Origin of the sequence: Providencia sp. PROV116 (assembly GCF_028482485.1) — a bacterium.
GTDB classification, from domain to species: domain Bacteria; phylum Pseudomonadota; class Gammaproteobacteria; order Enterobacterales; family Enterobacteriaceae; genus Providencia; species Providencia rettgeri.
In genome coordinates this window covers 78,895-93,568 of the sequence record NZ_JAMPQO010000012.1, presented here as the reverse complement: position 1 = coordinate 93,568, position 14,674 = coordinate 78,895, and the positions used below count along the sequence as shown (strand labels likewise).

Here is a 14,674-nt window from a genome sequence, read left to right as displayed (position 1 = left end):
GGAAGAACAAGCCGCCGAAGAAGCAAGAATTGCAGAGGAAGAAGCTGAAGCTGAGCGCTTACGTTTAGAAGAAGAAAAAAATAATTTACCAACAGAGCAAGAAAAACCTAAAAAAGAAGGTTTCTTTGCTAGGCTAAAGAAAGGGTTATTAAAAACTCGCCAGAATTTAGGTTCAGGTTTTTTTGGGCTGTTTTCAGGTAAAAAAATTGATGATGACTTATTTGAAGAGCTTGAAGAGCAGCTATTGATTGCTGATGTCGGTGTTGATACCACTCGCAAAATCATTGATAACTTAACGGCACATGCGAGCCGTAAAGAGCTCAAGGATGCAGAAGCGTTATATGGCAAATTGCGTGAGGAAATGTCTGATATTTTAGCGAAAGTGGATAAACCACTCGTGATTGAAGACAAAAAACCCTATGTTATTCTTATGGTTGGTGTTAACGGGGTCGGGAAAACGACAACAATTGGTAAACTAGCACGTCAATATCAGTCGGAAGGGAAAAGCGTCATGTTAGCCGCGGGGGATACTTTCCGTGCAGCAGCCGTTGAGCAACTTCAAGTATGGGGAGAGCGCAATAAGATCCCTGTGGTCGCTCAACATACTGGCGCAGATCCTGCATCGGTTATTTTTGATGCGATTCAATCAGCGCAGGCGAAAGGGGTTGATGTTTTAATTGCAGATACCGCTGGGCGCTTACAAAATAAATCGCACTTGATGGAAGAGTTGAAAAAAATTGTCCGGGTGATGAAAAAACTCGATGAAAATGCTCCCCATGAAATTATGTTAACGCTAGATGCAAGTACTGGACAAAATGCGGTAAGTCAGGCAAAACTTTTTGATGATGCGGTCGGTTTAACAGGTATAACATTGACTAAGCTCGATGGCACAGCAAAAGGTGGCGTAATTTTCTCTATTGCCGACCAATTTGGTATTCCAATTCGTTATATTGGTATTGGTGAGGGTATTGAAGATTTACGTCCATTTAAAGCAGATGACTTTATCGAGGCTCTATTTGCCCGAGAGGAATAATTTTCGATGATTCGCTTTGAACACGTTAGTAAAGCTTATCGCGGTGGCCGCCAAGCACTCCAAGGGGTTGATTTTCATCTTCAACCTGGAGAAATGGCATTTCTAACAGGCCACTCAGGCGCAGGTAAAAGTACATTACTTAAATTGATTTGTGGAATTGAACGCCCAAGTGCGGGTCATATTTTATTCAATGGTCATGATATCAGCCGCTTGAAAAATCGAGAGATCCCGTTTCTGCGCCGGCAGATCGGGATGATTTTTCAAGATCACCACCTGTTATTTGATCGAACGGTATATGACAATGTCTCAATGCCGCTAATCATTTCTGGTGCCAGTACCGAGGATATTCGTCGGCGAGTTTCTGCCGCATTGGATAAAGTTGGGTTATTGGACAAAGCGAAAAACTTCCCAATTCAGTTATCTGGTGGGGAGCAACAACGTGTCGGTATTGCCCGAGCGGTGGTGAATAAGCCAACGATGTTATTAGCGGATGAACCGACAGGTAACCTTGATGGTGAATTGTCTGAAGGAATCATGCGTTTATTCGAAGAATTTAATCGTGTAGGGGTGACCGTTTTAATGGCGACCCATGATATTGCATTGATTGAGCGTCGTAACTGCCGTGTTCTTACATTGAGTGAAGGCCGTATGCTTGGAGGTCAACATGGCTAAGAATGTCCGTAAAAGCAAGCCGGAACGAGCCAAGCAATCGAAAAGTAAAGCATTAAAAGGCGGTTGGAAAGAGCAGTGGCGTTACTCGTGGTTGAATGCGCTCGCTGACATGCTAAGACAGCCTTTGGCCACCTTTTTGACTATCATGGTTATTGCGATTTCACTCACATTACCGAGCCTTTGTTATATTGTGTGGAAAAACGTTTCGCAAGCCGCGGAGCAATGGTATCCAACACCACAACTCACTGTTTATCTGGATAAATCCCTTGATGAACAAGGCGGGCAAAATGTAGTAACACAACTGCAGGCTCTTGATGGGGTTGACCATGTGAATTACCTTTCACGTGACCAAGCCATGAGTGAGTTTCGCAGTTGGTCCGGTTTTAGTACTGCACTCGATATGCTAGAGGAAAACCCACTGCCTGCAGTCGCAATAATTACGCCTAAAATTGATTTTGAAGGTTCTAATGTATTAATAACACTGCGTGATAGAGTCAGCCAAGTCGATGGCATTGAAGAAGTTCGCATGGATGATAGCTGGTTTGCGCGGTTAGCTGCACTAACGGGTTTGGTTGGGAAAGTCGCTTCTGTCATTGGGGTTTTAATGATTGTGTCACTATTCCTTGTGATAGGTAATAGCGTACGGCTCAATATTTTTGCTCGCCGCGATACGATTAATGTGATGAAGTTAATTGGTGCTACTGATGGGTTTATCATGAGGCCATTTTTAAATGGTGGCCTTGTATTGGGTGCATTAGGTGCCATTATTTCCCTAATTATGACCTTTCTACTTGTTTGGCAGTTAGCTGACGGTGTGGCAAAAGTAGCCAGTGTATTTGGTACGCAATTTCAGATTGAAGGATTGTTATGGGAAGAGTCTTTATTGATTCTACTGTTATCCGCTATGGTTGGTTGGATAGCGGCATGGTTGGCAACACTTCAACATTTACGACACTTTACACCTGAGTAATATGTTGTTTTTTCATCATTTTTATTAAAGAGTCATGGTTTGATTATATCATGACTCTTTGATTCTATTGCAAATTTTCGTTAAAAATGAACTTAGTCTGAATTGTTTTGTCCTACATTGACCTACTGTTAACAAATTTTGTATATAATTTATTTAACGCGGTTAAACTGGTAGACTAAAAATGTTTACCTCATGGCTAACCAATGCGGTTATCAATACAAACTAATCTGTTTCCTATTATTTTATTGAGGATCTGAATGACCAAAGACATGCAATCATTAGCTCTTGTTCCACAAGGAAGTATTGAAGCCTATGTTCGGGCTGCTAATGCTTACCCGATGCTCACCGCTGAGGAAGAAAAGGAACTTGCTGAACGGCTGCATTACCATGGTGATCTGGATGCTGCAAAGCAACTGATCTTATCGCACTTGCGCTTTGTTATTCATGTTGCTCGTAGTTATGCAGGGTATGGTTTACCACAAGCTGACTTAATTCAGGAAGGTAATATCGGCCTGATGAAAGCTGTGCGTCGTTTCAATCCTGAGGTTGGTGTTCGTCTTGTTTCTTTTGCGGTTCACTGGATCAAAGCTGAAATTCATGAATACGTTTTACGTAACTGGCGTATTGTCAAAGTCGCGACAACAAAATCGCAACGTAAGCTATTCTTTAACTTAAGAAAGAATAAAAAACGTCTTGGTTGGTTTAACCAGGATGAAGTTGATATGGTTGCCCAAGAGTTAGGGGTAAGTACTAAAGATGTGCGTGAAATGGAATCACGTATGGCTGCACAAGACATGGCATTTGATATGTCAGATGACGATGACAGCAGTGATTTTGGTGGCCCTGTAGCCCCAGTCTTATACTTACAAGACAAAGCATCAGACTTTGCTGGCTCAATTGAAGATGATAATTGGGAAAGCCATGCAACTGACCGCTTAGCTGATGCGTTGGATTCTTTGGACGAGCGCAGTCAGGATATCATCCGAGCTCGTTGGTTAGATGATGACAACAAAACGACGTTGCAAGAACTCGCTGATAAATACGGTGTTTCTGCAGAGCGTGTTCGTCAGCTTGAAAAGAACGCAATGAAGAAGTTACGTTTGGCGATGGAAGAAGACGAAGATAGCGAAATGTAATTTATGACTGGCCAATTCGTTGTTCACTAAAATTATCTGCATTTATTACCCGTTAAGAGGTGGATAAATGCAGATAATCATTTCTACTTTTACATTTTTTATTGTTCAATTAATCACCGTATAACTCTAGCGGTAAGCCATCGGGATCTGTGAAAAATGTAAAACGCTTTTGGGTATAGGGGTCGATGCGTATGGCCTCACAAGTCACACCTTGCTCAGTTAAATAAGTGACCCATTTATTTAAATCATCAACACTGAAGGCTAAATGACGCAGCCCTGTGGCTTCGGGATAACTCAGCCTCGCTGGTGGATTAACAAAACTGAATAATTCAATTTGGTAATGTTCACCAAAGGCTAAGTCCGCTTTCCATGAATTATTTGCTGGGCGGTAATGTTCTTCAAGTAGATTCAAACCCAAAATACGGCAATAAAAGTCCTTACTAACCTCAAAATTGGATGCGATAATAGCAACATGATGAATTTTATTTAACTTCATGCTGTTTTTTCCCATATATCAGGTTGTGTAGTGGTATTGAAGCCATTAGCAGCCAAGAATAGCCGCACCGCTTCTTTTTCTTGTAGGGCTACCCCGCTAATATCAAATTTCCATAGTGTAATGTCAGGAATAGCTTGGCAAATTTCTTCTAATAAATATGAGCCAACACCGCGTCGGCGAGTGACCTCTCGTACGCAAAAATCCTGCAAAGTGGCAGTGTTATGATCCACCGTAATTTTTGCAGCTCCAAGAAGGCGTTCATTAAAACGGGCGGCATAGAATAGGTCACCTGCTTTGCACATTTTGGCTAGCTCAAAAGGGCTCTGGTCAGGCCAGATTTTATGTAAGTCCAGATATTGTTGCTCAGTAGGATTGACCAGCGGGATAATAGTGAGTCTCATGATATTTTGTTTGTTTCCCTGTAAGAGTTGCAGTCACTCATCCTGCCAGAGTGATCTACAACCGATTTTTTGATTTTAGAGAGAAAAATTTGGTGATACTGAATTTTCCGAATTTCACTCGGATTAATTTAAATTTAACCCGAATATAACACTAGTATTTACAAAAAACCTACTTTAACACATCAGTTTTTTATTCTGCTTCTAATGTAAAAACCTGCCATATACATTTGCTATTTAGCATAATTATCTTGTTTAATGTTATGAAATATATAGCCTTATTCGCTGTATTTTGAAATCTCAGGCATTGTACCTGTCAACTATAATAATCTACTACAAATCAAACACAAACACTCAGAACCACGAAGACGGGGACGATAAAATGAAGAATATGAATAAAGCATTATTAGCGGGCTGTATTGCGATGGCATTCAGTTCAGCAGGATGGGCAAAGGAAATTAAAATAGCGGTTGTTGGCGCGATGTCAGGGCCTGTAGCTCAATATGGTGATATGGAATTTACAGGGGCACGCCAAGCGATCGCAGATATTAATGCTAAAGGTGGCATTAATGGAAACACATTAGTGGCAGTAGAATATGACGATGCCTGTGACCCGAAACAAGCGGTTGCGGTGGCAAATAAAGTGATTAACGATGGTATACGCCATGTTATTGGGCATTTATGTTCCTCTTCAACACAGCCGGCATCCGATATTTATGAGGATGAAGGTGTCATTATGATCACCCCAGCTGCAACTAATGCGGATTTAACTACACGTGGTTATCAAATGGTTCTGCGTACAACCGGTTTGGATTCGGACCAAGGACCCACTGCAGCTAAGTTTATTATGGAAGATATCAAACCAACTCGTATTGCTGTTGTGCATGACAAACAACAATATGGGGAAGGTTTAGCCCGTTCTGTACGTGAAAGCCTCAATAAAGCTGGCGTTAAAGAAGTGATGTTTGAAGGGGTAACGGCGGGTGACAAAGACTTTTCCGCTTTAGTGGCAAAATTGAAGAAAGAGAATGTTGATTTTGTTTACTTTGGGGGATATTACCCAGAGATGGGGCAAATTTTACGCCAAGCGAAGCAAGCTGGCTTGAATATTCGCTTTATGGGGCCTGAAGGCGTCGGTAACTCTTCATTATCAAATATTGCAGGTGATGCCTCTGAGGGCATGTTGGTAACTTTACCAAAACGTTACGACCAAGTTGCGACTAACCAACCAATTGTTGATGCCATCAAAGCGAAGAAAGAAGACCCAACAGGGCCATTTGTTTGGACAACTTATGCTGCTATCCAAGGTTTAACGACGGCAATGGAGCGTACTGGCAGTATTGAGCCTGAAGATTTAGTGAAAGACCTGAAAGCAAATCCGGTCGAAACTGTCATGGGAACATTAAGCTGGCAGCCAAACGGTGACCTGAAAGGGTTTGAGTTTGGTGTATTTGAGTGGCACAAAGATGGGACTTCCACCTCTGTAAAATAGTACTCAGCAGTGTTCCAGCATAGTGAATAAGAACCGGAAGTAAGTCACTTGCTTCCGGCTTCTGTTCTCTATAGAGGACAAGTAGTTCGAAAGGATAGTCTTATGTCAGATCAAATTCTGTATTTTATTCAGCAACTTCTGAATGGTTTAACCCTCGGTAGCACTTATGCACTGATAGCTATCGGCTATACGATGGTGTATGGCATCATTGGGATGATTAACTTCGCCCACGGTGAAGTGTACATGATTGGTAGCTATGTCTCTTTTATTGTGATCGCAGGCTTAATGATGCTTGGGATTGATATCGGTTGGATCCTTGTTGCTGCGGCCTTCATTGCGGCAATTGTGGTCTCTAGTGCCTATGGTTGGAGTATTGAACGGGTTGCTTATCGGCCGGTCCGTCATTCTAAGCGATTGATTGCTTTGATCTCTGCGATCGGAATGTCTATTTTCCTGCAAAACTATGTCAGTTTGTCACAAGGTTCGCGTGATTTAGCACTACCCAGTTTGATTACAGGACAATGGGTTCTCGGTGAAAGCGATGGTTTTGAAGCCACGGTGACTAAGATGCAATTGACCATCTGGGGGGTTACCGTGCTTGCGATGTTAGCTTTGACGCTATTTATTCGCTATTCAAAAATGGGCAGAGCCTGCCGAGCCTGCGCAGAAGATCTTAAAATGGCCAGCTTATTAGGCATTAATACTGATCGCGTTATTTCATTAACTTTCGTTATCGGTGCTGCAATGGCGGCCGTAGCGGGTGTGCTATTGGGGCAATTTTATGGTGTGATTAACCCCTATATTGGCTTTATGGCTGGAATGAAAGCATTTACCGCAGCAGTGTTAGGAGGAATAGGGAGTATTCCTGGCGCGATGTTAGGTGGTTTGATTTTAGGTGTGGCAGAAGCAATGACTTCTGCATATTTAAGCACTGAATATAAAGATGTTGTGTCATTTGGTTTATTGATTGGTGTGCTATTAATCATGCCAACCGGCATTCTGGGACGCCCGGAGGTCGAAAAAGTATGAGAAAAGAAAATTGGATTAATGCCATTGTGGCTTCAGTGACTTTTTTCGTATTGGCTCTGTTCATGATGGGGTTGCAGCTCGCTCTTGATGGCACAAAACTGGTTGTTACGGTTGGGGATTCTGTACGTTGGAACTGGATCATTGCGGGTATTATTGTCATCTTTGTTTACCAGTTGGTTCGTCCGACATTAAATAAAGTATGGCAAGGAGTTCCTAAAAAGGCGTGGGCGATCCCTGATTTTGATGGTTCGACAGCCAAGCAAAAGATTCTTGCAGCTGTAATTATTATTGCCGCAATTATTTGGCCGTTTATTGTTTCTCGCGGAAGCGTGGATATTGCCACCCTGACATTAATTTATGTGATGTTAGGCTTAGGGTTAAATGTGGTTGTTGGGTTATCTGGGTTACTGGTTCTTGGGTATGCCGGCTTTTATGCCATTGGTGCTTATACTTTTGGTTTATTAAATCATTACTATGGTTTTGGTTTCTGGGAAAGTTTACCGATTGCAGGGTTAACCGCTGCGTTAGCCGGTTTTTTATTGGGATTCCCTGTTCTAAGGTTGCGGGGGGACTATCTTGCAATAGTGACGCTCGGCTTTGGGGAAATTGTTCGTATTTTATTACTGAATAATACCGAAATCACTGGCGGGCCAAATGGGATCAGTCAATTACCGAAACCGACTTTCTTTGGTTTGGAATTTAGCCGTACCGCGAAAGAGGGCTGGGATACCTTCCATAACTTTTTTGGCTTAGATTACAGCCCTGGTGACCGTATTATTTTCCTGTATTTTGTCGCCTTGTTATTAGTAGTCTTAACCTTATTTGTTATCAATCGCTTACTGCGTATGCCATTAGGTCGTGCATGGGAAGCATTACGCGAAGATGAAATTGCCTGTCGCTCATTAGGGCTAAGCCCAACTCGAATAAAATTAACCGCATTTACTATTAGTGCGGCCTTTGCGGGATTTGCAGGGACGTTATTTGCCGCACGACAAGGCTTTATCAGCCCAGAATCTTTTACCTTTGTGGAGTCGGCATTTGTGTTAGCCATCGTCGTTTTAGGGGGAATGGGCTCACAAACTTCCGTGATTTTAGCCGCAATTATCTTAGTCGTATCACGGGAAATGATGCGTGACCTTAACCAATACAGCATGCTGTTATTAGGGGCATTGATGGTGCTGATGATGATCTGGCGACCACAAGGCCTATTACCGATGAAACGTCGTCAAATGCAGGTGAAAAAAGTCCCTGAAGGGGAGGGCGTATGAGCCATATAACAACGCCTTTGCTACAAGTTAATGGCTTAACAATGCGTTTTGGTGGGTTACTTGCCGTCAACAATGTTGAGTTAACCATTAATCAAGGGGAAATAGTTTCACTGATTGGCCCTAATGGGGCGGGTAAAACCACCATTTTTAACTGTTTAACGGGGTTTTATAAGCCGACCAGCGGCACGATTTTATATCGTGAAAAACACCTTGAAGGGCTGACAGGGCAGTCTATTGCTCGCCTTGGCGTCATCCGAACATTTCAGCATGTGCGGTTATTTAAAGAAATGACGGTGATTGAAAATTTACTTGTGGCGCAACATCAACATTTAAAAAGTGGCATTTTTTCTGGGCTATTGAAAACCCCTGCGTTTCGTCGGGCAGAAGCTGAAGCGCTTGATAATGCGGTAAAATGGCTTGAGCGTGTTGATTTACTCCCCTTTGCCAATCGACAAGCGGGTAATTTAGCCTATGGGCAGCAGCGTCGGTTAGAAATTGCTCGCTGTATGGTCACTCGCCCTGAAATATTAATGTTAGATGAACCAGCAGCGGGTCTTAACCCTAAAGAAACCAATGATTTGGATGACTTGATTGCTGAGTTACGAGCTCATCATAATGTTTCAATTCTCTTAATTGAACATGATATGAAATTAGTCATGGGAATTTCAGATCGCATTTATGTCGTGAATCAAGGAACGCCATTAGCGAATGGGACACCGAGTGAGATCCGTCAACATCCTGATGTGATAAAAGCCTATTTGGGGGAAGCTTACTGATGCTAGAGTTTAAAAAAGTTTCTACCCATTATGGAAAAATTCAAGCACTACATGAAATTAGTTTGAATATCCAAAAAGGTGAAATTGTGACCTTAATTGGAGCAAATGGTGCAGGGAAAACCACCTTGCTCAGTACGCTTTGTGGCGATCCACGTGCATCGGAAGGTCAAGTCATCTACCGAGGCGTGGATATCACCCAATTGCCCACTTCGAAAATTATGCGTGAAGACATTGCATTAGTACCCGAAGGGAGGCGTGTATTTTCTCGTATGACAGTGGAAGAAAATCTCGCAATGGGGGGCTTTTTTGCCGATCGCCAACAGTACCAAGAACGTATTGAGCGAGTTTATAAGCTATTTCCAAGGCTGTATGAGCGTCGAAGCCAGCGTTCAGGAACGATGTCTGGCGGTGAGCAACAAATGCTAGCGATAGGCCGTGCTTTAATGAGCCAGCCAGAGTTACTCTTACTTGATGAGCCATCCTTAGGCCTTGCTCCCATTATCATTATGCAAATTTTTGATACGATTCAGCAGCTACGCGAAGAAGGAATGACGATTTTCCTTGTCGAACAAAACGCCAACCAAGCGTTGAAACTCGCAGACCGTGGTTATGTGTTGGAAAATGGGCATATTGTGTTGGAAGATAGTGGCAAAGCGTTGCTAGCGAATGAGGCAGTACGAAGCGCCTATCTAGGCGGCTAAAATTTTCGTCATCCTTCACGCTGTGGCGTTGTTGGCTTCACTCGGCTGTTTGGGTCACATACTGGTGTATGCTCCCCAAGCTATACTCATTTTGCCGCCTAGCCACAACGTGAATGATTTAGAAAATTAAATTTTTGTCATGGTTATAATCCACTCGGGTTATCTGTTGATGCAGGTAGCCCGTTTTTGTTTCTGATGTATTCCATTTTGAGCTGTTTGGCATGGGTTTTCTCACTATACATCGTTGCAACGTTCTGTGAAGCGACTCGCAATTTCGCTATTTACTTGTTTCTATGCATAAAAACAAATGTATATACAACTTTTTCTCTAGAAACATACAGCTACTTGTTGTTGTATAACTTCTCTTGAGTTCCAACCTTCACACTTCCTACAAAATTTCAAATTTAAATGTATATACTTTGTGAAGTAAATGTATATATATTTGAGTCATAGATAAACACCCTAAATGAATGGATAGTCTCGAGTAAGTTGATAGAAAATTAATTTATTGATTTTTAATTAAATAATTAATTTTAGAACACAGGTGCATCGTCACTAACTGGGTATCTCGCAGATTATTATAAATAAAATTGTTAATTTAAAGTTAATTAAAAATGGATGATAGGGGATACAACCATGTTAAATCGTACTGACTCAACTCGAGTGATCCGCGCACCACGTGGCAGTGAGAAAACCTGTAAGAGCTGGCTGACAGAAGCGGTATATCGCATGATCCAAAATAATTTAGACCCTGATGTCGCTGAGCACCCTCAAAGCTTAGTGGTCTATGGCGGTATCGGTCGAGCGGCACGTGATTGGGAATGCTATGACAAAATTTTAGATGTGCTGACCACACTGGAAGATGACCAAACATTACTCGTGCAGTCAGGTAAACCCGTCGGAGTGTTCCCTACCCATCCAGATGCGCCCCGCGTATTGATCGCAAACTCAAATATTGTTCCTCACTGGGCGAATTGGGATCACTTTAATGAGTTAGATCGTAAAGGCTTAATGATGTATGGCCAAATGACGGCTGGTTCTTGGATCTACATTGGTTCTCAAGGGATCGTCCAAGGCACCTATGAAACGTTCGTTTCACTGGCCAAGCAACACTTTAATGGTAACGCAGCAGGGCGTTGGATCTTAACGGGCGGTTTAGGTGGAATGGGCGGAGCACAGCCATTAGCAGCAACCATGGCGGGCTTTAGCATGATAGCGGTGGAATGTGATGAAAGCCGTATCGATTTTCGTTTAAGAACTCGTTATGTGGACAAAAAAGCGACGACATTAGATGAAGCACTGCAATATATCGAGGAAGCCAAAGCAAATGGCCAGCCAGTTTCTGTTGGGCTATTAGGTAATGCGGCTGATGTTTACAGTGAATTGGTGAAACGCAATATCACTCCTGATTCCGTCACTGACCAAACTAGCGCCCATGACCCTGTACACGGCTACTTACCACAGGGTTGGACACTCGACCAATGGCGTGAAAAACAACAAACCGCACCTGCTGAAGTGACCAAAGCAGCGAAAAAAAGCATGGCAGTCCAAGTGGATGCGATGTTAACGATGCAAAAGCGTGGCTCAGCGGCTTTTGACTATGGCAATAATATTCGCCAAATGGCAAAAGATGAAGGCATTAGTAATGCCTTTGATTTCCCAGGCTTTGTTCCTGCTTATATTCGCCCTCTGTTTTGTGAAGGTATTGGTCCATTCCGTTGGGTCGCGTTGTCAGGTGACCCAGAAGATATCTATAAAACAGACCAAAAAGTAAAAGAATTATTACCAGATGACAAACACTTACATAATTGGCTCGATATGGCACGTGAGCGTATCGCATTCCAAGGGCTTCCTGCACGTATTTGTTGGGTAGGCTTAAAAGACAGAGAAAGATTAGGCCGTGCTTTCAACGAAATGGTGAAAAGTGGTGAGTTAAAGGGGCCAATTGTGATCGGTCGTGATCACTTAGATTCAGGCTCTGTGGCTAGCCCTCACCGTGAAACGGAATCTATGAAAGATGGCTCTGATGCGGTATCAGACTGGCCTTTATTGAACGCACTATTAAATACCGCAGGTGGCGCAACATGGGTCAGTTTACATCACGGTGGTGGTGTTGGTATGGGCTTCTCACAACATTCAGGCGTCGTCATTGTGTGTGATGGAACGGACGCCGCTGATAAGCGTTTAGCTCGTGTTTTACATAATGACCCTGCAACGGGCGTTATGCGCCATGCAGATGCAGGTTATGACATCGCCATTAACTGTGCGAAAGAGCAAGGCTTGAACTTGCCGATGGTGAAGTAATGTCCTTTGCCAGCTGAAGTTGAGCTGGCATCTTTCTGGAATAGAAGGAATTCAGTATGAATGCTGCGTTAACTCAGAAAAGACAAGGGCCACTGGCGGGGATCAAAGTGATCGATTTAAGCCGAGTGTTAGCTGGCCCTTATTGCACAGGTATGATGGCCGATCTTGGTGCTGAAGTGATCAAAATTGAAGTGCCCAACTACGGTGATGATAGCCGCCATTTAGGACCATTCATTGATGGGGAAAGTGTTTATTACGGTTTAATTAACCGAGGTAAACGCAGTATTGAATTGGATCTTAAAGCGGATGAAGACCGAGCGATTTTATTCCAACTAGTCAAAGAAAGTGATGTGGTGGTTGAAAACTTTCGCCCTGGTGTGACTCAACGACTCGGTATCGATTTTGAGAGCCTAAAGCAGCACAACCCTAAATTAATCTACGCCAGTATCTCTGGATTTGGGCAAAACAGCCCACTCGCCAGTTATCCCGCTTATGACATCGTGGCACAAGCGATGTCAGGCCTAATGAGTGTCACTGGTTTCCCAGAAACAGGGCCTACACGCAGTGGTGAGTCAATTGGCGATGTGTGTGCTGGAATGTTTGCGTCATGGGCGATAAGCAGTGCGTTATTTGCGAGAGAGCGTCATGACGAAGCGGCACAGTATATTGATGTAGCGATGGTGGATGTCTTACTGAGCATGCAGTTAACTGGGCTTTCAAACCTATTTGCTCATGATAAGGCTCCGAGCCTAGTGGGTAACCGCCATCCAGTATCTACGCCATTCGATACTTATCAGGCAAAAGATGGCTTAGTGGTTATCGCGATTGCGAGTGAAAAGCTATTCCAACGCTTTTGCGAATGTATGGAAAAACCGGAGTTATGCCACGACTCACGCTACCTTAATGACCCGAGCCGAACACAGCACCAAGCTGAACTTAGAAAAGAGATCGAAAGTTGGACACGCCAAAAAACCGTTGAAGAGGTATGTGACATATTATTAAACGCGGGCGTTCCTGCTTCACCAATTCATAATTTACACCAAGCAACACAAAGTGAGCATGCCCAAGTGAGGCAAGTTCTGACGCACCTGAATGATGGGGGAACGCCTTTGGTTTCTCAACCGGTTTTTTTCAATGGGAAGAAACCTCATTCGACCCACCGTGCACCAAAATTAGGTGAGGCAAACTTAGTGTATAAGCCAGCAAGAACAACCATTAAAAATGCGGAGACGATGCAATGAGTTTTGATATTAATGAAACAGAACAAGCGGTTGTAGATGCGATAGAAAAAGTTTGTCATGACATTTTACAGCCGAATGCACAGAGATACGATGAAACAGAAACCTTTTGCGCAGAAAGTTTACAAGCGCTAGGGGAAATGGGCTGTTGGGGAATTAATTTACCTGAGCAGTATGGCGGTTTTGGCATTGGCAGTGTGGCGATGAGTCAGGTAGTCGAAGCTGTTGCTGCCGCTTGTGCTTCCACTTCATCGGCTCTAACGGCACATTTTTTGGCGACAGATTCAATTTTAATTGGTGGTACCGAAGAGCAAAAAAATTATTGGTTACCAAAAGCCGCTGCTGGGGAATTATTAGGTGCATTTGGTTTAACCGAGCCGGCTGCAGGTTCTAATCCTGCAGATATGCGAACCGTGGCAACTCGTGAAAATAGTGGCTGGCGTATTCGGGGTAATAAACACTATATTACTAACGCCAAAGAGGCTGACTTTATCGTGTTGTATGCGAAAACGGATGTAGAAGCGGGAGCCCGCGGGATCAGCGCATTTATGATCCCTAAAGGCACGGAAGGCGTGGCATTTTCTCAACCTGAAAAAACCATGGGATTACGGGGTAGCACGATTTATGAATTAGCGCTGAATTGTTGGCTACCGGAATCGGCATTACTGGGAGAGGAAAATAAAGGGTTCCATACCGCGATGGAAGTTTTAGATAAAGGGCGTGTTGAAGTGGCCGCAACGTCACTCGGTATTGCTCGCGCTGCGATGGAAAGTGCTTTAGGTTGGGTAAAAGAACGCCAAATTGGTAAAAAGCCCTTAGCCGCATACCAAGGAACTCAATGGCGTATTGCGGATATGCATACCCAGTTGGAGGCCGCTCGTATGTTGACTTGGCAAGCTGCAGAATTGCGTGATTCAGGGGAGCGTTTTAGTTTGCAATCTGCGACGGCGAAATTGTTTGCCGCTGAGTGCGCGGGTTTTGTTACGGATGCAGCATTACAGCTTCATGGCGGCTACGGCTATATTCGTGACCTTCCCCTTGAACGTTATGTGCGTGATGCACGGATTTTACGGATTTTTGAGGGCACATCAGAAATACAAAAAATTATTATTTCACGTGCTGTTTTAGATGCCCACTAAGTTATTTTAAGTATTGAGCCGA

Annotated in this window: 14 protein-coding genes; 12 read left to right on the top strand and 2 right to left on the bottom strand. The window is 43.4% G+C overall.

The window, feature by feature from the left end; genetic code table 11:
- The 4 genes from ftsY to rpoH form a co-directional block, all read left to right on the top strand.
- Positions 1–1,033 (top strand): signal recognition particle-docking protein FtsY (gene ftsY, locus PSE72_RS09725; protein WP_272690953.1); only part of this gene is annotated, 1,033 nt, incomplete at its 5' end.
- A gap of 6 nt (positions 1,034–1,039) precedes the next feature.
- A complete protein-coding gene (ftsE, locus tag PSE72_RS09720) occupies positions 1,040–1,705 on the top strand; it encodes a cell division ATP-binding protein FtsE (RefSeq protein WP_004908148.1) in 666 nt (221 codons plus the stop codon).
- A complete protein-coding gene (gene ftsX / locus PSE72_RS09715) occupies positions 1,698–2,675 on the top strand; it encodes a permease-like cell division protein FtsX (protein WP_004908150.1) in 978 nt (325 codons plus the stop codon). Before ftsE ends, ftsX begins: the two co-directional genes overlap by 8 nt.
- A gap of 257 nt (positions 2,676–2,932) precedes the next feature.
- Complete coding sequence (rpoH, locus tag PSE72_RS09710) at positions 2,933–3,811, top strand: RNA polymerase sigma factor RpoH (RefSeq protein WP_004908152.1); 879 nt, start codon at positions 2,933–2,935, stop codon at positions 3,809–3,811.
- A 109-nt stretch (positions 3,812–3,920) separates the two neighbouring features.
- On the opposite strand, the gene gloA2 is transcribed toward rpoH, so the two are convergent.
- Positions 3,921–4,307, bottom strand: coding sequence for an SMU1112c/YaeR family gloxylase I-like metalloprotein (gene gloA2, locus PSE72_RS09705; RefSeq protein ID WP_115167942.1), 387 nt, complete (start codon positions 4,305–4,307; stop codon positions 3,921–3,923).
- Positions 4,304–4,708, bottom strand: a complete 405-nt coding sequence (gene panM / locus PSE72_RS09700) for an aspartate 1-decarboxylase autocleavage activator PanM (protein ID WP_115167941.1) — start codon at positions 4,706–4,708, stop codon at positions 4,304–4,306. The genes gloA2 and panM overlap by 4 nt, the downstream gene beginning before the upstream one ends.
- Before the next feature lie 379 nt (positions 4,709–5,087).
- Between panM and PSE72_RS09695 the strand changes: the two genes are divergently transcribed.
- The 8 genes from PSE72_RS09695 (at position 5,088) to PSE72_RS09660 (ending at position 14,652) form a co-directional block, all read left to right on the top strand.
- Positions 5,088–6,197 (top strand): branched-chain amino acid ABC transporter substrate-binding protein, encoded by a 1,110-nt coding sequence (locus PSE72_RS09695; protein ID WP_004908157.1) that lies wholly within the window; start codon positions 5,088–5,090, stop codon positions 6,195–6,197.
- 102 nt (positions 6,198–6,299) lie between these two features.
- Positions 6,300–7,226, top strand: a complete 927-nt coding sequence (livH, locus tag PSE72_RS09690) for a high-affinity branched-chain amino acid ABC transporter permease LivH (protein ID WP_115167940.1) — start codon at positions 6,300–6,302, stop codon at positions 7,224–7,226.
- Positions 7,223–8,494: a high-affinity branched-chain amino acid ABC transporter permease LivM gene (locus tag PSE72_RS09685; RefSeq protein ID WP_115167939.1), complete on the top strand. Its 1,272-nt coding sequence runs from the start codon at positions 7,223–7,225 to the stop codon at positions 8,492–8,494. The genes livH and PSE72_RS09685 overlap by 4 nt, the downstream gene beginning before the upstream one ends.
- Complete coding sequence (gene livG, locus PSE72_RS09680; protein WP_004908162.1) at positions 8,491–9,270, top strand: high-affinity branched-chain amino acid ABC transporter ATP-binding protein LivG; 780 nt, start codon at positions 8,491–8,493, stop codon at positions 9,268–9,270. The genes PSE72_RS09685 and livG overlap by 4 nt, the downstream gene beginning before the upstream one ends.
- Positions 9,270–9,971: a high-affinity branched-chain amino acid ABC transporter ATP-binding protein LivF gene (gene livF, locus PSE72_RS09675; protein WP_004258508.1), complete on the top strand. Its 702-nt coding sequence runs from the start codon at positions 9,270–9,272 to the stop codon at positions 9,969–9,971. The genes livG and livF overlap by 1 nt, the downstream gene beginning before the upstream one ends.
- Before the next feature lie 636 nt (positions 9,972–10,607).
- Positions 10,608–12,275 (top strand): urocanate hydratase, encoded by a 1,668-nt coding sequence (gene hutU, locus PSE72_RS09670; protein ID WP_004908165.1) that lies wholly within the window; start codon positions 10,608–10,610, stop codon positions 12,273–12,275.
- A gap of 56 nt (positions 12,276–12,331) precedes the next feature.
- Entirely contained in the window at positions 12,332–13,516 is a 1,185-nt protein-coding gene (locus PSE72_RS09665) for a CaiB/BaiF CoA transferase family protein (protein ID WP_115167938.1), read from the top strand.
- Positions 13,513–14,652, top strand: a complete 1,140-nt coding sequence (locus PSE72_RS09660; protein ID WP_004908169.1) for an acyl-CoA dehydrogenase family protein — start codon at positions 13,513–13,515, stop codon at positions 14,650–14,652. The genes PSE72_RS09665 and PSE72_RS09660 overlap by 4 nt, the downstream gene beginning before the upstream one ends.
- Positions 14,653–14,674 lie beyond the last annotated feature (22 nt).

What these genes read in the sequence shown, in the direction of transcription:
- ftsE (WP_004908148.1), top strand. Translation starts at nt 1,040, where the DNA reads ATGATTCGCTTTGAACACGTTAGTAAAGCTTATCGCGGTGGCCGCCAA.
- ftsX (WP_004908150.1), top strand. Translation starts at nt 1,698, where the DNA reads ATGGCTAAGAATGTCCGTAAAAGCAAGCCGGAACGAGCCAAGCAATCG.
- rpoH (WP_004908152.1), top strand. Translation starts at nt 2,933, where the DNA reads ATGACCAAAGACATGCAATCATTAGCTCTTGTTCCACAAGGAAGTATT.
- gloA2 (WP_115167942.1), bottom strand. Translation starts at nt 4,307, where the DNA reads ATGAAGTTAAATAAAATTCATCATGTTGCTATTATCGCATCCAATTTT.
- panM (WP_115167941.1), bottom strand. Translation starts at nt 4,708, where the DNA reads ATGAGACTCACTATTATCCCGCTGGTCAATCCTACTGAGCAACAATAT.
- PSE72_RS09695 (WP_004908157.1), top strand. Translation starts at nt 5,088, where the DNA reads ATGAAGAATATGAATAAAGCATTATTAGCGGGCTGTATTGCGATGGCA.
- livH (WP_115167940.1), top strand. Translation starts at nt 6,300, where the DNA reads ATGTCAGATCAAATTCTGTATTTTATTCAGCAACTTCTGAATGGTTTA.
- PSE72_RS09685 (WP_115167939.1), top strand. Translation starts at nt 7,223, where the DNA reads ATGAGAAAAGAAAATTGGATTAATGCCATTGTGGCTTCAGTGACTTTT.
- livG (WP_004908162.1), top strand. Translation starts at nt 8,491, where the DNA reads ATGAGCCATATAACAACGCCTTTGCTACAAGTTAATGGCTTAACAATG.
- livF (WP_004258508.1), top strand. Translation starts at nt 9,270, where the DNA reads ATGCTAGAGTTTAAAAAAGTTTCTACCCATTATGGAAAAATTCAAGCA.
- hutU (WP_004908165.1), top strand. Translation starts at nt 10,608, where the DNA reads ATGTTAAATCGTACTGACTCAACTCGAGTGATCCGCGCACCACGTGGC.
- PSE72_RS09665 (WP_115167938.1), top strand. Translation starts at nt 12,332, where the DNA reads ATGAATGCTGCGTTAACTCAGAAAAGACAAGGGCCACTGGCGGGGATC.
- PSE72_RS09660 (WP_004908169.1), top strand. Translation starts at nt 13,513, where the DNA reads ATGAGTTTTGATATTAATGAAACAGAACAAGCGGTTGTAGATGCGATA.